Source organism: Kitasatospora sp. NRRL B-11411, assembly GCF_000721345.1.
In the GTDB taxonomy this organism is placed as follows: Bacteria; Actinomycetota; Actinomycetes; order Streptomycetales; family Streptomycetaceae; genus Kitasatospora; species Kitasatospora cineracea.
Window position 1 is genome coordinate 96,519 of the sequence record NZ_JOGH01000011.1, and the last position, 19,740, is coordinate 116,258.

The following is a 19,740-nucleotide window of genomic DNA, read 5'->3' on the forward strand; positions in this document are numbered from 1 at the left end:
TCTCCACGGCAAGGAACCACCATGTCTCCCGCACCCGCCCGCCGCCGCAGACTCGCGGCCCTCGTCCCGGCCGCCGCCCTGGTGCTCGGCCTGACCGCCTGCGGCTCCTCCGGCGCCGGCTCCGCCGCCCCGGCGGTCACCGACCCCGCCGCGGCGCTGGACACCCCGACCACGCTGACCTTCTGGACCTGGGCCCCGAACATCGACAAGACGGTCGCACTGTTCGAGCAGAAGTACCCGAAGATCAAGGTGGACGTGGTCAACGCCGGCCAGTCCGCCACCGAGTACACCAAGATGCAGACCGCGATCAAGGCCGGCAGCGGCGGCCCCGACATCGCCCAGGTCGAGTACTTCGCGCTGCCCGAATTCGCGCTCTCCAAGCGGCTGGTGGACCTCAAGCAGTACGGCGCGGCCGGCCTGGAGTCGAAGTTCACCCCGTCCGCCTGGTCGCAGGTCGCGCTGAACGGCGGCGTCTGGGCCGTCCCGCAGGACACCGGCCCGATGGCGATGTTCTACAACCAGAAGCTCTTCGACCAGCTCGGCCTCAAGCCGCCCACCACCTGGGCCGAGTTCGAGGACGTCGCGGTGAAGATCAAGGCGTCCGACCCGAACCGCTTCATCACCTCCATCGACCCCGGTGACGCGGGCGGCCTGGACAGCCTGATCTGGCAGGCCGGCGGCCGGCCCTTCCAGCAGAAGGACGCCGCCAACGTCGCCGTCGACCTCCAGGACCCGGGCAGCAAGAAGGTCGCCGACCTCTGGACCTCGCTGCTGCAGCGCAAGCTGGTCGACGCCGCGCCCGGCTGGACCAACGAGTGGTGGCAGAGCATGGACAGCGGCCGCTACGCGATGTGGATGACCGGCGCCTGGGCGCCCGGCAACATCGCCTCCACCATCCCGAACACCGCCAAGGACTGGCGGGCCGCACCGATGCCGCAGTGGTCGGCGGGCGACAAGGTCTCCGCGGAGAACGGCGGCTCGGCCGTCGCGGTGCCCACCTCCAGCAAGCACCAGGCCGCCGCCGCGGCGTTCGCCATCTGGCTGAACTCCGACCCGGAGGCCGTCCGCTCGCTCAACGACAACGGCCTCTTCCCGGCCACCACCGGCCTGCTCACCGACAAGGCCTTCCTGGACAAGCCGCTGGACGCGCTCGGCGGCCAGCAGGCCAACCGGGTCTTCGCCGACTCCTCCGCCACCGTCGGCACCGGCTGGCAGTACCTGCCCTACCAGGTGTACGCCAACTCGGTCTTCAAGGACACCGTCGGCCAGGCCATGAACGGCGGCGACCTGAACGCCGGCCTGGGCGCCTGGCAGAAGCGGATCGCCGACTACGGCAACCAGCAGGGCTTCAAGGTCACCACGCCGTGACCCCCGGCCGGTGCCCGCCCGTCCCGCCGCGGACGGGCGGGCACCGGCCCCCTCCCTCCAGCACCCCAGGAGCAGCAACACCATGCCCGTCCTCGACACCGACGGCGGCGAGTTCACCCTCGACGGCGCCCCGTTCCGCATCCTCTCCGGCGGCCTGCACTACTTCCGGATCCACCCCGACCACTGGGCCGACCGCCTGCGCAAGGCCCGGCTGATGGGTCTCAACACGGTGGAGACCTACGTCCCGTGGAACCTCCACCAGCCCCGGCCCGGCGAGTTCCGCTTCGACGGCGGGCTCGACCTGCCGGCCTTCCTCGACCTCGCCGCCGCCGAGGGCCTGCACGTGCTGCTCCGCCCCGGCCCGTACATCTGCGCCGAGTGGGAGGGCGGCGGCCTGCCGTCCTGGCTGCTCACCGATCCCGACATCCGGCTGCGCAGCAACCACCCCGGCTACCTGCACGCCGTCGAGGGCTGGTTCGGCGCGCTGCTGCCACGGGTCCTGGACCGGCTCGCCACCCGCGGCGGCCCGGTGCTGGCCGTCCAGGTGGAGAACGAGTACGGCGCGTACGGCGACGACACCTCGCACCTCGCCCACCTCGCCGAACTGCTGCGCCGGCACGGCGTGGACGTCCCGCTGTTCACCTGCGACCAGCCCGGCGACCTGGCCCGCGGCGCGCTGCCCGGCACCCTGGCCACCGTCAACTTCGGCAGCCGCTCCCGCCAGGGCCTCGCCGCGCTGGACGAACTGCGGCCCGGGCAGCCCAAGCTGTGCGCCGAGTTCTGGATCGGCTGGTTCGACCGGTGGGGCGGCCGGCACGTGGTGCGCGACCCCGAGGACGCCGCCCGCGAACTCGACGATCTGCTCGCCACCGGCGCCTCGGTCAACCTGTACATGTTCCACGGCGGCACCAACTTCGGCTTCACCAACGGCGCCAACGACAAGCACACCTACCGGCCCACCGTCACCAGCTACGACTACGACGCCCCGCTCGACGAGGCCGGCGACCCCACCGCCAAGTACCACGCCTTCCGCGAGGTGCTCGCCAAGTACGCCCCGCTGCCCGTCGAAGCGCCCCCCGCCGCCGGGCCCAAGCTGCCCGCCGCCACCGTCCACCTCACCGAGAGCGCCCCGCTGCTCGCCGACCTGCCGGTGCTCGGCACCGCCGTGCCCGCGCTGCGCCCGCTCACCATGGAGGAGCTCGGCCAGGACTTCGGCTTCGTCCTGCACAAGGCGATCCTGCCCGCCGCGGGTCCCGCCCTGCTGGAGGTCGGCGCCGTCGCCGACCGGGCCCAGGTGTTCGTCGACGGGCAGCCGGTGGGCGTGCTGGAGCGCGAGAACCACGAGCGGGCGATCGCCTTCCACGTCCCGCGGGCCGGCGCCGTGCTGCGGCTGCTGGTGGAGAACCAGGGCCGGGTCAACTACGGCGAGGGCCTGCACGACCGCAAGGGCCTGCACGGGCCGGTGCTCCTCAACGGCGTGGAGCTGACCGGCTGGAGCAGCCTGCCGCTGCCGCTGGACGACCTCGGCGAGCTCTCCTTCACCGGGACCGCGGGCCCCGTCCCCGGCCCGGTCTTCCACCGCGGCACCTTCCAGGTCGACGAGCCCGCCGACACCTTCCTGCACCTGCCCGGCTGGACCAAGGGCAACGCCTGGGTCAACGGCTTCCCGCTCGGCCGCCACTGGTCCCGCGGCCCCCAGTGCTCGCTGTACGTCCCCGGCCCGGCCCTGCGCCCCGGGCCGAACGAGCTCACCGTGCTGGAGCTGCACGCCGCCCCGTCCCACCGCACCGCCCGGCTGCTCCCCCACCCGGACCTCGGCCCGACCGAGGAGTAGCCCCGGCCCCGGACCCGATCACCGAACCGACCACCGGACCCCGGCGGCCACCGCGCCGCCGGGGGCTTCGGCCTGCCCGTGACCAGGGAGAACACCGGCAATCATCACAATCAAACATGATCCATCAGGAAACTCGTCCGTAACCTTGACACAACCAAACAGTGCTCTGAGACTCTCAGCAGTGTCCGCCCGACCGCCCGGGCGCCTCCCCCACCGCGAGCAGGAGTCCACCCCCATGCCCTCTCCCCACCCCTCGTTGGACCGCCGGCAGTTCGTCACCGCCGCCGCCCTGACCGCCGGGGCCGCCGCCCTCGGCGGGGCCCTGCTCCCCGCCGTGCGCGCCGCCGCCGCCGTCCCCCCGCAGGTCACCCTCCCGCAGCGCGGCAGCTACGACACCGCGCAGGCCACCGCCTGGACCGACGGCTTCGTCACCGGCAACGGCACCCACGGCGCGGTGCCCTACGGCGCCCCCGCCCTGGAGCGGGTCGTCCTCAACCACCACTCCTTCGTGCTCCCCAACGGCACCCGCGACCTCCTGCCGCCCGTCCTCTCCGGCAACCTCGACACCGTCCGGGACAAGGCGCTGGCCGGCGACTACTGGGGCGCCGCCGGGACCTTCGCCGACGGCTGGTCGCTGCGCTGGACGCAGACCTTCCACCCCGGCTACGAGCTGCAGCTGAACAGCCCGGCCATGACCACCGCCAACAACTACGCCCGGATCGTCGACTACCGCACCGGCGAGGTCACCCACACCTGGACCGACAGCGCCGGCACCTGGAAGCGGCACGTCTTCGCCTCCCGGGCCGACGACGTGGTCGTGCACGAGCTGCTGCCCGCCACCGGCCAGACCGTCAACACCACCGTCACCGCGAACACCGCGCTCGACGGCGCCCCCGCGAACGTGACGTTCACGACCGCCGCCGCCCGGGTCTCCACCACCGAGGGCACCCTCGACGTGCGCGGCACCTACCCGGCCGGGCTGGGCGCGTACGGCTTCGAGGGCGTCACCCGGGTCGTGGTCACCGGCAGCAAGGCCACCGTCACGGTCTCCGGCAGCGGCCTGGTGGTCGCCAAGGCCGCCAAGGTGCTGCTGCTCACCAAGCTCGGCCGGTACGAGAACGCCACCGGGTGGAACGCCAAGCCGCTGCAGGCCGCCCTGGCCGCGCTGCCCGCCGACTACCCCACCCTGCTGGGACGGCACACGCCGCTGCACCAGGCGCTGTTCGACTCCTCCAGCCTCGACCTCGGGGTGTCCGCCGCCGACCGGCAGCTGTCCACCGGCGAACTGATCGCCCGCCAGAACGGCAACCGCTCCACCGTCGACCTGGCCCTGCTGGAGCGGATGTACGACTCCGGCCGCTACCTGTTCGCCAGCTCCAGCGGCCTGCTGCCGCCCCGCCTCACCGGCCTGTGGGCCGGCTCCTGGAACGCCGCCTGGGCCGACGACATCACCACCGACGCCAACATCAACCTCCAGGTCGCGGGCGGCAACCTGCTCGGCCAGGACGGCGCCATGAACGCCTACTTCACCCTGGTCCTCGGCCAGCTCGCCGACTGGCGCGACAACGCCACCCGCCTGTACGGCGCCCGCGGCTTCCTCGCCCCGAGCCGCACCGACGGCGAGGACGGCCACATGCTGCACTTCAACAACGGCGACTTCCCCGGCCAGTGCTGGACCGGCGGCGCCGACTGGCTGCTGTACCCGCTGCTGGAGCACTACCAGGTCACCGGCGACGCCGCGTTCCTGCGCGACAAGCTCGGCCCGGCCCTGATGGAACTCGCGCTGTTCTACGAGGACTTCCTCACCCGCACCGACAGCAGCGGCAAGGCGGTCTTCGTCCCGTCCTTCTCGATGGAGAACTCGCCGTCCAACACCGGGCAGTCGCTCTCGATCAACGCCACCGGCGACATCATGGCCGGCCGGCACGCCCTGCAGGCGGCGATCGACGCGGCGAACGCCCTCGGCCTCGAACAGGGCTCCGGCCAGGGCGTGGCCCGCTGGACGGCGCTGCTCGGCAAGCTCCCCGACTACACCGTCAACGGCGACGGCGCGCTCGCCGAATGGTCCTGGCCCGGGCTGCAGGACCGCTACAACCACCGGCACGTCCAGCACCTGTACGGGGCCTGGCCGCTGCACGAGATCAACCCCGAGGAGCGGCCCGACCTGGTCCGCGCGGCCGGCCGCGCCCTGGACCTGCGCGGCGACGAGAACTACTCGGCGCACGGCAGCCTGCACCGCGCCCTGGCCCGGGCCCGGCTCAAGGACGGCGCCGGCGTCCTCGACAACATCCGCAAGATCCTCGGCAGCAACATGGTGTGGCGCTCCCTGGTGACCTCGCACAACCCCGACCTGACCACCTACAACTGCGACGCCGCCAACGCACTGCCGGGCGTCCTCGCCGAGGCCCTGCTGTACACCCGCCCCGGCGTGCTGGAGATCCTGCCCGCGCTGCCCGAACAGCTCGTCAAGGGCACCATCCGGGGCGTCCGGGGCCGCAACCGCGTCCTGGTGGAGAGCCTGACCTGGGACACCTCGGCCCGCACCGCCACCGCCACCCTGGTCTCCGACACCACCCAGACCCTCACCTTCATCTGCCGCCGCGGCATCGCCGCGCTCTCCACCACCGCCGCCACCGGCACCTCCCCGCTCGGCGCCCACGCCCGGACCCTGACCCTGACCGCCGGCACCCGCACCACCGTCACCGTCACCACGCTGGCCGGCACCTACCGCCTGGTCAACCGGGCCAGCGGCCAGGTCCTGGACGTGGCGAACCAGTCGACCGGGGACGGCGCCCAGGTCGTCCAGTGGCCCTGGAACGGCGGCGCCAACCAGAAGTGGCAGCTGCTGCCCGACTACGACGGCTCGTTCCGGCTCGCCAACGTCAACAGCGGCAAGGTCCTCGACGACCCCGGCTCCTCCCCCATCCCCGGCCAGGCCCTCGACCAGTGGACGGACACCCGCAGCCCCAACCAGTGGTGGAACCTCGTCCCCGCCGCCACCGCGGGCTACTACAAGCTGGCCAACGCCTCCAGCGGCCTCTACCTGGACGTGGCCGGCTCCACCACCGCCGGCGCCCCGGCCGTCCAGCTGGCCGCCGGCACCGCGGCCGGCCAGGAGTGGCAGCTCGTCGCGGTCTGACACCCCGGCCCCACCCCCCACCCCGATCCAGGAGCCGCACCGTGCAACACCCCCGCAGCAGAACCACCGCCAGGGCCGTCGCGGCCGTCGCCGCGCTGGCCACCGCCGTCATCGGACTCGGCGCCCCGCCCGCGGCCGCCGCCGGGAAGACGTACTACGTCGCCACCGCCGGCCGCGACAGCAACGCGGGCACCCAGAGCAGCCCGTTCAAGACCGTCCAGAAGTGCGCGAGCGTCGCCGTCGCGGGCGACACCTGCCTGATCGGCACCGGCACCTACCGGGAGACCGTCACCCCCGCCGCCTCCGGCACCGCCCAGGCCCCGATCACCTTCGCCGCCGCGCCCGGCGCGAGCGTCACCGTCGACGGCACCGACCCCGTCACCGGCTGGACCCTCGACAGCGGGCACGTCTACAAGACCCGGGTCACCCTGGCCGGCACCGCCACCGCCCCCTACGGCTCCACCCCGTACCCGGGCAACACCGACCTGTGGGCCAACCAGCTGTTCACCGGCACCACGCCCGTCCCCGAGGCCGCCTACCCGGCCGCGTCCAGCGACCCGTGGCAGCAGTCCTTCGTCACCGGCGGCTGGTCCTCCACCCGCTCCGGCAGCCCCGACACCTGCGCCACCCCGCCGTGCACCACCGTGCTGGACGGCACCCTGAGCTACGACGGCTTCCCCGCGCTGGGCGACCTGAGCGGCGCCACCGTCTACCTGGCCGGCTCCTGGGTCGCCAACTCGGCGACCGTCAGCGGCGGCACCCTGGACGGCTCCAACAAGACGCTGAACCTGCGCTTCCCCGCCAGCGACGGCCACGTCGAACCCGGCGGCTACTCCACCAAGTTCCGCCTGGTCGGCAAGAAGTCCCTGCTGACCGGCCCGAACGCCTGGTACTACGACGCCGGCGCCCGCGAGCTGTACCTGTGGGCCCCCGACGGCCGCACCCCCGCGAACATCACCGCCAAGAAGCGCAACTTCGGCTTCGACCTGGACGGCCGCAGCAACGTCACCGTCCGCGGCATCGGCCTGTTCGCCACCTCCGTCACCACCGACGACGCCAGCAGCGGCGACGTCCTGGACGGCATCACCGCCCGCTACCTCTCCACCTGGCAGACCGCCCAGTACGACACCTCGCTGCCGTACGCCGGGGTCTACGACGCCAACCACCACTTCGACAGCGGCATCCTGCTGCACGGCACCGGCAACGCGCTGCGCAACAGCACCCTGCAGTACTCGATGGGCAACGGCGTCTCGGTCAAGGGCAGCGGCCACGACATCAGCAACAACCTGATCTCCGACGTGGCCTACGGCGGCACCTACACCGCGGCGGTCGCCCTGGAGGTCGGCGCGAGCGGGGTGACGGTCACCCACAACACCATGCGCGCCACCGGCCGCGACGTCGTCAACATGAACACCAACGCCTACCCCAACCCCGGGTACCGCGACATCCGCATCGCCTACAACGACATGTCCGACTACGCCCGCACCAACTTCGACCTGGGCGCCGTCTACACCTGCTGCAACACCGCCTACACCGGCAGCCGGATCGACCACAACCGGATCCACGACCCGGCGCAGATCGGCAACGGCCTGCACTTCGACAACGGCAGCTACGACCTGGACGTCGACCACAACGTCATCTGGAACACCCTCGGCGGCACCGGCATCTCCTTCGGCGGCTTCACCCAGTCCGGGCAGCAACTCCCGTACCTGACCGGGCACATCACCAACAACACCATCGTCACCGGCTCCGGCGACCCGATCTTCGACTACTACGCGGACGCCTCCCAGGTCGCCAACACCGTGCTGCGCAACAACATCCTCGACGGCGCGCACCCCGCCGGACAGAGCTACGACTACATCCCCGGCGGCACCCCGAACGAGAGCAACGACCTGGTCACCACCCGCAGCCAGAGCGGCACCGACCCCGACCCGGGCTACACCGCCCCCGGCAGCGGCGGCTTCGGCCCGCGCGCCGGCTCCCCCGCCGTCGACGCCGGCACCCCCGTCCCCGGCCTGACCGACGGCTACAGCGGCGCCGCCCCCGACCAGGGCGCCTACGAGAGCGGCCAGACCCCCTGGACCGCGGGCTGCACCCTGACCGGCTGCGCCTCCCCCACCCCGGCCTTCGCCACCCTCGGGGCCGTCGGCAGCGGCAAGTGCCTGGACCTCGACGGCGGTTCCATCACCGACGGCGCGGCCGCCATCCAGTACGGCTGCGGCAGCCAGTTCAACCAGCAGTTCACCCTCACCGACCAGGGCGGCGGCTACCTCCGCCTGGTCAACCGCAACAGCGGCAAGTGCCTGGACGTCTCCGGCGGCTCCACCGCCGACGGCGCCGGCATCGTCCAGTGGACCTGCAACGGCCAGCCCAACCAGCAGTTCACCCTGACCGGCACCACCGGCCACCAGCAGATCGTCTCCCGCAGCAGCGGCAAGTGCCTGGACATCTCCGGCGGCTCCACCGCGGACGGCGCCCGCGTCATCCAGTGGACCTGCGGCACCCAGGCCAACCAGCAGTGGGCGGTGACCCCGGTCGCCTGAGCACCGCCCCGCCCCGCCACCGGGCGCGCCGACCGCTTCGAGCGGGCGGCGCGCCCCGGGCTTCCGGCTCAGCGGTGGCCGGTCACCAGGGCCTCGATCGCCGGGACGCTCGCGGCCGGGGTCGGCAGGGCCTCGTTCTCGGCGCGCAGGCGGGCCGCGGCGGCCTGCAGGCCGGGGTCGGTGACCAGGCGGGTGAGCAGGGCGGTGTCGACGTCGGCGGAGCCCGCGCGCAGGCCCGCGCCGGCCGCGGCCAGGGTCTCGGCGGCGATGAAGTTGTCGGCGCCCTGCGGCAGCACCAGCTGCGGGACGCCGGCCTGGAGGCCGGTGAGGGTGCTGCCGGAGCCGCCGTGGTGGACCACCGCGTCGCAGACCCGCAGCAGTTCCGCCAGCGGCACCCAGGGCAGCGGGCGGACGTTGGCGGGCAGCGGGCCGAGCTCGCCGAGGTCGGCGCCGCCGACCGCGAGCAGGAAGTCCGCGTCGACCCCGGCGGCGGCCGCCACCAGGCGGCCGATCGCGGCCAGCCCGTCCGTCCCGGCGATCACGGTGCCCAGCGTGACGGCGACCCGCGGCCGCGCCCCGCGGCGCAGCAGGTCGGCGGGCACGGTGCCGCCGCCGTTGTAGGGCAGGTAGCGCATCCGCAGCCCGCCGGGGTCGCCGCCGAGCGACTCGGGGACGATGTTCAGCGGGGTGGTGGCGGCCGGGCCCGCGACGCCGTGCTTGTCGTACAGGTCGGTGAAGTGGCCGGCCAGCCGGCCGGCCATGTCGAGGCCGGAGCCGAGGCCGAAGTTCTGCAGCGCAGCCGGGATGCCCAGCTTCGCGGCGACCAGCTGGGCGGACGCCAGGCAGGAGTCGTGCACCACCAGGTCGGCGCCCCACTCCTCGGCGACGGCGAGCAGGCCGTCCACGGTGGGCCGGGAGGCGTGCGCGAAGGCGGCGGCCGCCAGGTCGAGGTTCTCGTCCTGGGTCTTGTGCGGCCGGGCGTAGCGGAAGGGCTCCCCGGCGGGGAGGACCGCCTCGAACGAGTCGCGCAGCGAACTGCCGTCGCCGATCTCGACGATCGGGAACCCGGCCTGGCGGAGCTGGTCGAAGGGCGCGGGCGAAGCGAACAGGACCTCGTGCCCGGCCGCCCGCAGGGCCTGCGCGGTCGGCACCATCGGGAACACATGGGTGGGCGCGGCCGGGCCGGTGAAGAGCATGCGCACGGTGGTCTCCTCGTGTTTCGTCAGCAGACGGAATCGCGTGGGCGCGGGCCGTACCCGGACGACCGCGCCCGCTCCATTAACTGACGGATCCTCAGTTGACCTTCCCGGCACGATCGATAATCGGACGTTCTGTCGCGCCCCTTGCCTTCCCGGCCCCGGTCTGCTCCCGTCGACCGCCGCTCCGGGTGAACCGTTGGTCAGCGGCGGGTGACGGCCGCGGCCCCGGCGAAGCGGTGGCGACGCTTGTGCCGCCACCGCCGCCGGAGCGCCGCGACCGGTGCCCGGCAAACGACCGGATGCCGCCGCAGTCCCCCGGAGGGAACTGCGGGCGGGCGGGCGGTTCAGCGGGCGGGCCGCGGTTCAGCAGGCGGCGCGGCGGTTCAGCAGGCGATCGGCGCGGAGCCCAGGGCCACGTCGTCGTACCAGAGGGTGTCGGCGCCGTTGCCGTAGGCCTCCCAACCGAGGTCCAGGGTGACCGGCCGCGGGGCGGTGGTGCGGCTGAGCCACTGCTGGTCGATGTCCGCGGTGGGGACGCCGTCGTCGTGCAGGCCGGGCACCAGCTGGTCGTTCAGCCAGGTGTCCATGGACTGCCTGGTGGTGTCGACGGCGAAGCGGACGCAGACCCACTGGTTCACCGGCAGCGGCACGCTCTGCGCGACGCCGACCGGGCTCTGCGCGGGCAGCGTCGCGTCGTCGGACTCCCGGTTCCACTGCAGGGCGCCGTTCTGGCCGCCCAGCCGCAGGTGCTTGTTGCCGTCGGCGGAGTCCGCCATGGTGACCATGGCGATGTGGTCGGCCGGCAGCGCGGTGGTGTGCCGCACCCAGTACCGGGCGTAGACCACCGGCCCGACGGCGGCGACGTTCGCGGTGGCGGCCGCGAACACGTGGTTGCAGTAGCCGGCCTGCCCGTTGACCCGCAGCGAACGCCCGCCGCTGTGGGCGACCGCGGTGTCGACGGTCACCGTCCCGGCGCCCGAGCAGTCGGGGGCGGCGACGGTCCAGTCACCGCTCAGGCTGCTGCCGCTCTGGTCCTCGAAGCCCGAGCAGACCACCGTCCCGGCCCCGGCGCAGCCGGTGGAGCCACTGGAGCTGGGCGACGGGGACGGACTGGACGACGGCGACGGGGACGAGGACGGGCTGGACGACGGGGAAGGGGACGGGCTGGGTGTCGGGGACGGTGTGGGCGTGGGCGAGGGGGTGCCCGAACCCCCTTGGCAGGAGGCGCCGTTGAAGGCGAAGTCGGCGGGGGCCGGGTCGCTGCCCGACCAGGTGCCCTGCAGCCCGAAGGACACCGAACCCCCGCTCGCCACCGTCCCGTTGTAGCTCAGGCTGCTCGCCGTGACGGCGGTGCCGCTCTGGACGAGCTGCGCGTTCCAGCCCGAGGTCATCTGCTGACCGGCCGCGAACGTCCAGCTCAGCTTCCAACTGCTGACTGCCGCACCCGAGTTGGTGACGGTCACCTGCGCGGTGAAGCCGCCGGTCCACTCGTTGCCCACCCAGGAGACCTGGCAGGCCGCACCGCCCGCGCCCCAGGCCGGCGCCGGCCCCTGCCCGAACCCGGCCAGCAGTCCGAGCACCACCGCGAGCACGGCGAGCACCGCTCCCCGTCCGCGCCGGCTTCCGTACGTCCTCGCTCCGTTGCGCACCATGTCGAACCTCCTCGTGTCGTCGGTTCCCGTCCGTGGGTCGTGCGGGCCCCGGGTCCGGGCCCGCCGCGGACCACGGCGAGCCCGGACCCGGGGCGCGGGGTCACGCGGCGGTGCAGGAGATGGAGCCGGTCGGGAAGTTGTTGCCGGTGGAGTTGGCGGTGAAGCCCAGCGTGGTGCTGGAGTTCGCGGCGATCGTGCCGTTGTAGGCCGCGTTCATCACCGTCACGTCGCTGCCCGAGGTGGTCAGCGCCCCGTTCCACAGGCTGGTGATGGTGGTGCCCGGACCGGTCTGCCACTTCAGCGTCCAGGAGTTGACCGGCGTCGCGTTGTGGTTCATCACCTCGACCGACGCCTGGAACCCGCCGCCCCAGGAGCTCACCACGCTGTACGTCGCCATGCAGCCGCTGCCCGGCATCGTCGTACCGCTGGACGACGGGGACGGGGACGGGGAGGAGGACGAGCTCGGGCTCGGGCTCGCGGAGGCCGACGGGCTGGAGCTGGGGCTGGGGCTGGTGGAGGCCGGGGCGCTCGGGGAGGACGAGGAGGTCGGCAGGTGGATGCCGGTCACCTCGCCGTTGCCGCCGTCGAAGACCAGGTCGGAGCAGGAGAAGAAGTTCTCCTGGCTGTCCGAGCGCACCCACTGGATGAGCATCTCGGCGGCGCCGCTGCGGCCCGACGGCAGGGCGAGGTTCCAGTAGTAGTGGCCGCCGTCGACACCGGGGCTGCCCACCTGCGGCGGGTTGGCGACGGTGGTGAGCAGGCCGAGGTCGGCCCAGGCCAGCGGGGTGGTCGGGGACCAGCCCTGCTTGGTCAGGTAGACCCGGAACTCGCCGGGGTGGGCGGCCCAGTTGGAGTAGTCGACCTCGATGGTGGCGCCGGAGGTGAGGTGCGTCTTGGGCCAGTCGTCGCGGGCCGCGTTGTAGGCGGAGAAGTCGTACGGGGACTTGTTGCCGGCGCTGCACAGGGTGCCGTCGGGGACGTAGCCCTGGCCGCGGCCGCCCGCGTTCGAGTCGAGCACCGCGAACCAGTTGTAGAGCGGGGTCGTGCCGCTCTGCGCGACGGCGGCCTGGCAGGCCGGGTTGGTCGGCGTCAGCGCGCCGGTCCCGGTGAGCCCGTCCTGGTAGCACAGGTACGTGCGCGAGCCCGGGACGATCGCCACGCCGTGCGCGTGCGCCGGGGACAGCCCGAGCAGCAGCGCGCAGATCGTCGCGGCCGCGGTCGCCAGGGCCGCGACGATCGTGGAGGTCTTGCGTCGTGACATGAAACTTTCACCACCTCGGTGGATGGGGCCCGCGCGTGCCGTCCCGGCCGGGCGAGCCGTCTGACTGGGGAAAAGCCATGCTCATGCCATGAGCGAGGGGGTCTATGGGAGCGCTCCCAGGGCCCAAGGTAACGGGCTGTCAAGAGCGTGTAAACGGGGTGGCCCGCCGACCGTGAAAGGTTCAAGTCCGTTGAGCGGCAAGGCTGTTGGCGATCACCGCCCCGAGACCCGGCGCCCGCTCGGACCCTGCGCCGACTCCGCACGGGCCCCGAGCCGACCCGGACCCGCCCGGACCCGCCCGGCCCTGCTGGGATTCCACATGTATCCTAGTTGGGTGCCGGATTACCGATCCTCTGCTGCCCTGGAAGCCCTGGAGCGCCGCCTGCGCCACTCCCGCCTCCTGAACGTCGTCCTCGCCGCCGTCTGCGTGTTCCTGCTGGTCGTCGCCCTGGCCGGCGGCGGCTCCCGCAAGGTGGCCGGGTCCGCCCCGGCCCCCGCGGCCACCGGCGGCGCGAGCGCCGGCGCCACCGCGCAACGGACCACCGCCGCCGACTCGTTGGCCCGGCGCGACCCGGCGGACCGGATGGCGCTGGGCCCGGTCGACGCGCCGGTGGTCATGGTCGAGTACGCGGACCTGCGCTGCCCGTACTGCGCGCTGTTCAGCCGGCAGACGCTGCCCGCGCTGCTGTCCGAGTACGTCGACACCGGCAGGGTCCGCTACGAGTTCCGGGACCTGGCGTTCTTCGGCGACCAGTCGGTGGACGGCGCGGTCGCGCTGCACGCCGCGGCCGACCAGGGGCGGTTCCGGGAGTACCTGACCACCCTGTACGGCGCCGCCCCCGACCACGGGCACCCCGACCTGCCGAAGGAGAAGCTGCTCGGCTTCGCCCGCACCGCGGGGGTCCCGGACCTGGCGGCCTTCGAGACCGCGCTCGGCGACGCCGACCTGCGCGCCGCCGTGACCGCCGCGACCGGGAAGGCGCAGGACCTGGGCGTCACCAGCGTCCCGTTCTTCGTGGTCGGCGACCGGGTGCTGTCCGGCGCGCAGCCCGCCGACGCGTTCCGCGAACTGCTCGACGGCGCGCTGGCGAAGGCGGGCGGCACCCGGTGAACATCGGCTTCGCCGGGGCCCTGGCCGGCGGCGTGCTGACCCTGCTCAGCCCGTGCTCGGTGATGCTGCTGCCCGCGTTCTTCGCCTACGCCTTCACCGCGCCGGGCCGGCTGGTCGCCCGCACCGGGGTCTTCTACCTGGGCCTGCTGGCCACCCTGGTGCCGGTCGGCGTGCTGGCCGGCGGCCTGGGCGCCGTCGTCGCCGAGCACCGCGGCCTGCTGGTGGGCACCGCCTCCTGGACGGTGATCGCCCTCGGCCTGGTGCAGCTGGCCGGCCTGACCCTGCCGGCGCTCGGGCAGACCCGCACCGGCGACCTGACCTCGAACCTGTCGGTGTTCCTGCTGGGCAGCGTGTACGGGGTGGCGGGGGTGTGCGCGGGGCCGGTGCTGGGCTCGGTGCTCGCACTGGCCGCGCTCGGCGGCACGCCGCTGTACGGCGGCACCGTGCTGGCGGTGTTCGCGTTCGGCATGGTCGTGCCGCTGTTCCTGCTGGCGCTGGCCTGGCCGCGGCTACCGTGGGTGCGCCGCGCGGTGCGCCCGCGCGAGGTGCGGATCGGCCGGTGGCGCAACACGGTGACCCAACTCGTCGGCGGGGCACTGGGCGTGGCCCTGGGCGTGCTGCTGCTGGCCACCGACGGGACGACCGCGCTGGGCGGGTTCCTGGGGGCGTCCGAGCAGTTCGCGGTGGAGACCCGGACCCTCGACGGGGCCGCGTCCGTGCCCGACCTGGCGGTGGTCGGGGCGGCCGTCCTGCTGCTGGGCGCCGCCCGGCTCGTGCACCGCCGCCGCGCCCGGGCCGCCGCTGCCCGGCGTTGACGGGCGGACGCGCCGCCTGCCCGCCCGGTCGTCCGGCCGGCTCCGGGTCGGGGAAGATGGGGGCCATGTCGACAAGCGAGAGCGCCTCCGAGCGGGCCTACGCCGCCCTCCGGACCGGCATCCTGGACGGGACGCACCGGCCCGGGACGATGCTCGGCGAGGCCGGCCTCGCCGCCGAGCTCGGCCTCAGCCGCACCCCCGTGCGGGCCGCCCTCGCCCGGCTCCAGGACGAGGGCTGGATCACCGTCTACCCCAAGCGCGGCGCCCTGGTCCGCGGCCTGGACGGCAAGGACGTCCAGGACCTCGCCGACGCCCGGCTGATCCTGGAGAGCACCGCCGTCCAGCGCACCACCCCCGAACGCCGGACCGCCCTCGCCGCCCGGCTGGCGGGCGAGGTCGACCGCCAGGAGCAGGTGCTGGCCGACGGCGACCTGCCCGGCTTCATCGAACTCACGGTGGCCTTCCACCGCTCCTTCGTCGAGGCCGCCGGCAACCAGGTCCTGCTGGAGCTGAACGACCGCCTCGCCGACCGCCAGCGCTTCCTGCTGTTCAGCTACGGCGGGCAGCTGATGGAGCGCTGCGCCGACATCATCGCCGAGCACCGCGCGCTGGTCGCCCGCCTCGCCGCCGACGACATCCAGGGCTTCTCCGACATCCTGCGCTCGCACGTCGGCGACACCTACGGCTTCGACCTGCGCCACCTGCGGGTCTGACCCGCCGTCACACCTGCGGCTCCGACCTGCGCCACCTGCGGGTCCGACCCGCCGTCACACCGCCGCCCCCGCCCTGGAGCAGTGCAGTTCCGGGTCGGCGACGCTGCCGGTGCGCAGCAGGGCGACGTCGCCGCGGTAGTCCATCGAGGTCAGCCACGGCATCCGGTCGCCCTGGCGGGGCAGCGAGTCTACGGCGCGCCGGACGTACCCGGCGCCGAAGTCCAGGAACGGGCGGGTGGGCATCGCCGGGTCCGCGGGCTCGGGGCGGCAGACGTCGTGGCCGTGGGCGTCCAGGTGGGCGAGCAGGCGGCAGAAGTGCTCGCACAGCAGGCCGATCTTCAGCGTCCAGGAGGAGTTGGTGTAGCCGATGGCGAAGGCGAAGTTGGGGACGCCGGAGAGCATCATGCCCTTGTAGGCGAGGGTGTCGGCGAGTCGCACCTCCCGGCCGTCGACGGTCAGCCGCAGGCCGCCGAACGCCTGCACGTCCAGGCCGGTGGCGGTGACCACGACGTCCGCCGCGAGCTCCCGGCCGGACTCCAGCCGGACGCCGGTCTCGGTGAAGGTCTCGATCCGGTCGGTGACCACCGAGGCCCGGCCGGCGCGGATCGCGGCGAACAGGTCGCCGTCGGGGACGGCGCACAGCCGCTGGTCCCACGGGTCGTACGGCGGGTTGAAGTGCTCGTCGACGGGGTAACCGGCGGGCAGCCGGCGGGTGTTGACCCAGCGGATGATCCGCCGGGCGGCCCGCGGGTGGCGCCGGCAGAAGCTCCACACCAGGCGCTGCTGGGCGATGTTCTTGCGCCGGGTCAGCGCGTAGCCGCGGCGCGGGCCGAACAGCCGCTTCAGCGCGTTGGCGACCGGGTCCTTTCGGGAGACCGGCATGACGTAGGTCGGGGTGCGCTGCAGCATCGTCACGTGCCCGGCGGTGGCGGCCATCGCGGGGACGACGGTGACGGCGGTGGCGCCGCTGCCGATCACCAGGACGCGCTTGCCCGCGTGGTCCAGGTCGGCGGGCCAGTGCTGCGGGTGGACGACGGTGCCGGTGTAGCGCTCGCGGCCGGCGAACTCCGGGGTGTGGCCCCGGTCGTAGCGGTAGTAGCCTCCCGCGCTGAACAGCCAGCCGCAGGTCAGCACGGTGCGCTCACCGGTGTCGGTGCGCTCCACCTCGACGCTCCAGCGGGCCGTCGCGGTGGACCAGGACGCGCCGAGCACCTTGTGGTGGTAGCGGATGTGCGGGTCGATGCCGTTCTCGGCGGCGGTCTCCCGCAGGTAGGCCAGGATCCGGGGGGCGTCGGCGATCGACTGCTCGTCGCGCCAGGGCTTGAACGCGTAGCCGAAGGTGTGCAGGTCCGAGTCCGAGCGGACCCCGGGGTAGCGGAACAGGTCCCACGTCCCGCCGGAGGCCGCGCGCGCCTCCAGGACCGCGAAGCTCTTCGCGGGCAGTTCGGTCTTCAGGTACCGGGCGGCGCCGATGCCCGATATCCCGGCCCCGACGACGAGGACGTCGAGGTGCTCGACGTCGGCACTGGCAGCGGACGGGGACACGGGCGGCTCCGGGGGCGTCGGCGGGCGGACGGGTTCATCGTGCTGCCGCCGCGCCCGTCCCGGCAATGTGCGAACCGCACCCTCCAGGGCCCTTCGAGTGGGCGGAGTGCACCACTACGATGGGCCGCATGTCGTGGCCGCCGCCCTCGCCCCGGGTCCGGGAGCTGATCCGCCGCGGCGCCGGGATCGCCCTCGACCCGCCGCCCGGCTGGCTCGCCGAACTCGACGCCGCCGTGCTGGCCGGCGAGGCCCGGCAGCAGATCGCCGCCGACCCGGTGCTGGCCGCCGGGACGCGCCGCACCAACCGCTCCAACCTGCTGTTCTGGGCCGCCTCCAACATCCGCGCCCCCGGCGAGCCCGTCCCCGCCAACGACACCGGGGCCCCGCTCGCCGTCGCCCGCGACCTGATCCGGCGCGGCCTCGACGAGTCCGCGCTGGACGCCTACCGGGTCGGCGAGAGCGTCGCGGTGCGGATGTGGACGCAGATCGCCTGCACCCTCACCGGCGACCCGGAGGAGCTGCGCGAACTCCTCGACGTCTCGCTGCGCTCCATCTCCGCCTTCGTCGACGACACCGTCAGCGCCATCTCCGCCCGGATGCGCGCCGAACGCGACGAACTCACCCGCGGCACCCAGGCCGAACGCCGCGCCACCGTCGCCCTGCTGCTCGAAGGGGCGCCGATCACCCGGCAGCGCGCCGAGAGCCGCCTCGGCTACCGGCTGCAACCCGCGCACACCGCCGCCGTCCTGTGGAGCGACTCCCCCGCCCCCGACCCGCGCCAGCTCGACCGCGCCGCCGACGCCCTCACCGAGGCCGCCGACCAGCCCCGCCCGCTCAGCGTCGTCGCCGGCACCGCCACCCGCTGGCTCTGGGTGCACGGCCGCCCCGACGCCGACCGGCTGCGCGCCGCCCTCGACCGGCTCCCCGACGTCCGCCTCGCGGTCGGCCCCACCGCCCCCGGCCCCGACGGCTTCCGCCGCAGCCACCTCGACGCCCTGACCACCCAGCAGCTGCTCACCCGCCTGCGCTCCCCCGCCCGCCTCGCCTTCCACCACGAAGTGGAACTCGTCGCCCTCCTCACCGCCGACCCCGACCGCGCCGCCCGCTTCGTCACCCGCACCCTCGGCGCCCTGGAGACCGCACCCCCCGAACTCACCGGCACCGTCCGGGTCTTCCTCGCCGAGCAGTGCAACGCCACCCGCGCCGCCGCCCGCCTCTTCACCCACCGCAACACCCTGCTGCGCCGCCTCGCCCGCGCCGACCACCTCCTCCCCCGCCCCCTCGCCGAGCACCCCCTCGACGTCGCCGCCGCCCTCGAAGTCCTGCACTGGAGCGGCCGGCCCTGACCCCGCCGCGCCCGCCGACCCGGAGTTCGGCGCCGTTCCGCATCGAGGCGAGCCGGTCCCGACCGCTCCTGCCGGCAGGAGGAACGGACGACCAAATGACCTTACAAGTAGCTCAATTGACGATATGACAGCAGTGGATCTACCCTGGGGGCCGTACGAGCCCTCCATGACTTGGCGACCAGCAGACGGCAGACGGCCGAATGCCACCCGAAGCTCCGAATGGCGGACCTCACAGACTTGTTGAGTCTGGGCAGGCCATCGAGGAGGAGCCCGGGGAGCCGGGGAGTGGGGAGACGCAGCGCGTATCGCCCGAATCCACATGTTCGACCGTGTCCCGACCCGGTTGGACGATCAGTTCGAAGCGGTGCAGCCGCACGCCTTCCTGATCACGTTCGGATTCGCGCGAAAGGCCGGGGACCACCATCAACGCCCGTCAGTCTGTCGACCGTCTGTGGTACGTCGACGAATCCGGAATCACCGGGACCGGCCTCGCGCTCTACACCGCGATCGGCCTCTCCCCGCTGTCCGCCCCCGAGATCCTCGCCAGTTGGCTGAGCATGCGCTCCCGGTGGGACCGCGAGCACAACGTGCCGGTCGGCTACGAGCTGCACGCGACCAAGTTCCTCGGAGGGCGGGGCCGCCCTGGCGGCTCGAACCCCGCCAAGCACGAGCGGTACCGCATGGCCCAGGAAGCCCTCGCCCTGCTCGGCTCCTGGCCCTCGCTCGACATCGTGACGGTCTACGCCGAAGAACCCTCGCACTGGGGGAAGGCGAAGCAGCGGGCCTACGAGGGACTGCTCCGCGGCCTGGACCGGCGCTCGGCCGAAACGGGCGAACACGCCGGGCTGGTCATCGACGGGGACGGCACGGAAAGGCTCTACGAAGAAGCGCATCAGCTGGTGAACCCGCGGTGGCTCCCGCTGCCGGCCGTACAGGTCCCCGCCCACACCTCGGAGTGGCTCCAGATGGCCGACCTGGTGGTGCACGTCGCCTGCCAGGCGATCGCCCGGCAGCCGACGAAGCAGCCGATGTGGGGCTGGTTCAGCCGGTACCTGCCGAAGGCCCCCGCCCCGGAGCGGAGTTGACCCGAGGAGCGGGCGGGGCGCGACATGACGAAGCCCCGGCCGCCGGCCGGGGCTCGTGAAAGCAGACCTGGCACGCGCGGAGCGCGAGCCCTGACTGCGTTCCCCAGTCTAACGGGCGGGGCAACAGCC

Annotated in this window: 13 protein-coding genes; 9 read left to right on the plus strand and 4 right to left on the minus strand. The window is 73.6% G+C overall.

The features are described 5' to 3' along the window. Positions 1–21: 21 nt before the first annotated feature. The 4 genes from IH44_RS0107985 (at position 22) to IH44_RS0108000 (ending at position 8,884) form a co-directional block, all read left to right on the plus strand. Complete coding sequence (locus tag IH44_RS0107985; RefSeq protein WP_030458723.1) at positions 22–1,368, plus strand: sugar ABC transporter substrate-binding protein; 1,347 nt, start codon at positions 22–24, stop codon at positions 1,366–1,368. A gap of 82 nt (positions 1,369–1,450) precedes the next feature. Further along, positions 1,451–3,202 carry a beta-galactosidase gene (locus IH44_RS0107990; RefSeq protein WP_030458724.1) on the plus strand — a complete coding sequence of 584 codons (1,752 nt, stop codon included), beginning with the start codon at positions 1,451–1,453 and terminating at the stop codon, positions 3,200–3,202. A 235-nt stretch (positions 3,203–3,437) separates the two neighbouring features. After that, positions 3,438–6,341, plus strand: a complete 2,904-nt coding sequence (locus tag IH44_RS0107995; RefSeq protein WP_030458725.1) for an RICIN domain-containing protein — start codon at positions 3,438–3,440, stop codon at positions 6,339–6,341. Positions 6,342–6,382: 41 nt separating this feature from the next. Further along, on the plus strand, positions 6,383–8,884 hold the full coding sequence (locus IH44_RS0108000) for an RICIN domain-containing protein (RefSeq protein WP_030458726.1): 2,502 nt from the start codon (positions 6,383–6,385) through the stop codon (positions 8,882–8,884). Between the two features lie 68 nt (positions 8,885–8,952). Here the strand turns inward: IH44_RS0108000 and IH44_RS0108005 are convergent, their stop codons facing one another. The 3 genes from IH44_RS0108005 to IH44_RS0108015 form a co-directional block, all read right to left on the minus strand. Further along, the gene (locus tag IH44_RS0108005; RefSeq protein WP_232794861.1) at positions 8,953–10,080 is read right to left on the minus strand and encodes a nucleotide disphospho-sugar-binding domain-containing protein; all 1,128 of its coding nucleotides are present in this window, start codon (positions 10,078–10,080) and stop codon (positions 8,953–8,955) included. Positions 10,081–10,466: 386 nt separating this feature from the next. Then, positions 10,467–11,735, minus strand: a complete 1,269-nt coding sequence (locus IH44_RS0108010) for a cellulose-binding domain-containing protein (RefSeq protein WP_030458728.1) — start codon at positions 11,733–11,735, stop codon at positions 10,467–10,469. 100 nt (positions 11,736–11,835) lie between these two features. After that, positions 11,836–12,996 (minus strand): lytic polysaccharide monooxygenase, encoded by a 1,161-nt coding sequence (locus tag IH44_RS0108015; RefSeq protein WP_030458729.1) that lies wholly within the window; start codon positions 12,994–12,996, stop codon positions 11,836–11,838. 334 nt (positions 12,997–13,330) lie between these two features. Between IH44_RS0108015 and IH44_RS0108020 the strand changes: the two genes are divergently transcribed. From IH44_RS0108020 to IH44_RS0108030, 3 genes are all read left to right on the plus strand, one after another. Then, a complete protein-coding gene (locus tag IH44_RS0108020) occupies positions 13,331–14,107 on the plus strand; it encodes a thioredoxin domain-containing protein (RefSeq protein ID WP_198544965.1) in 777 nt (258 codons plus the stop codon). Beyond that, positions 14,104–14,922, plus strand: coding sequence for a cytochrome c biogenesis CcdA family protein (locus tag IH44_RS0108025; protein ID WP_030458731.1), 819 nt, complete (start codon positions 14,104–14,106; stop codon positions 14,920–14,922). Before IH44_RS0108020 ends, IH44_RS0108025 begins: the two co-directional genes overlap by 4 nt. Positions 14,923–14,987: 65 nt before the next feature. Beyond that, positions 14,988–15,635 (plus strand): GntR family transcriptional regulator, encoded by a 648-nt coding sequence (locus IH44_RS0108030; protein WP_051816665.1) that lies wholly within the window; start codon positions 14,988–14,990, stop codon positions 15,633–15,635. Between the two features lie 54 nt (positions 15,636–15,689). On the opposite strand, the gene IH44_RS0108035 is transcribed toward IH44_RS0108030, so the two are convergent. Continuing rightward, positions 15,690–17,180: an NAD(P)/FAD-dependent oxidoreductase gene (locus IH44_RS0108035; RefSeq protein WP_030458733.1), complete on the minus strand. Its 1,491-nt coding sequence runs from the start codon at positions 17,178–17,180 to the stop codon at positions 15,690–15,692. 128 nt (positions 17,181–17,308) lie between these two features. Between IH44_RS0108035 and IH44_RS0108040 the strand changes: the two genes are divergently transcribed. Both IH44_RS0108040 and IH44_RS0108045 read left to right on the plus strand, forming a co-directional pair. Further along, a complete protein-coding gene (locus tag IH44_RS0108040) occupies positions 17,309–18,526 on the plus strand; it encodes a CdaR family transcriptional regulator (protein ID WP_035954374.1) in 1,218 nt (405 codons plus the stop codon). Between the two features lie 557 nt (positions 18,527–19,083). Beyond that, on the plus strand, positions 19,084–19,611 hold the full coding sequence (locus IH44_RS0108045) for a hypothetical protein (RefSeq protein ID WP_030458735.1): 528 nt from the start codon (positions 19,084–19,086) through the stop codon (positions 19,609–19,611). The last annotated feature ends 129 nt before the right edge of the window (positions 19,612–19,740 follow it).

Bases quoted from the DNA above. Each gene is read 5' to 3' on its own strand.
- IH44_RS0108015 (WP_030458729.1), bottom strand. From the start codon at position 12,996: ATGTCACGACGCAAGACCTCCACGATCGTCGCGGCCCTGGCGACCGCG.
- IH44_RS0108005 (WP_232794861.1), bottom strand. From the start codon at position 10,080: ATGCTCTTCACCGGCCCGGCCGCGCCCACCCATGTGTTCCCGATGGTG.
- IH44_RS0108010 (WP_030458728.1), bottom strand. From the start codon at position 11,735: ATGGTGCGCAACGGAGCGAGGACGTACGGAAGCCGGCGCGGACGGGGA.
- IH44_RS0107985 (WP_030458723.1), top strand. From the start codon at position 22: ATGTCTCCCGCACCCGCCCGCCGCCGCAGACTCGCGGCCCTCGTCCCG.
- IH44_RS0108045 (WP_030458735.1), top strand. From the start codon at position 19,084: ATGCGCTCCCGGTGGGACCGCGAGCACAACGTGCCGGTCGGCTACGAG.
- IH44_RS0107990 (WP_030458724.1), top strand. From the start codon at position 1,451: ATGCCCGTCCTCGACACCGACGGCGGCGAGTTCACCCTCGACGGCGCC.
- IH44_RS0107995 (WP_030458725.1), top strand. From the start codon at position 3,438: ATGCCCTCTCCCCACCCCTCGTTGGACCGCCGGCAGTTCGTCACCGCC.
- IH44_RS0108040 (WP_035954374.1), top strand. From the start codon at position 17,309: ATGTCGTGGCCGCCGCCCTCGCCCCGGGTCCGGGAGCTGATCCGCCGC.
- IH44_RS0108030 (WP_051816665.1), top strand. From the start codon at position 14,988: ATGTCGACAAGCGAGAGCGCCTCCGAGCGGGCCTACGCCGCCCTCCGG.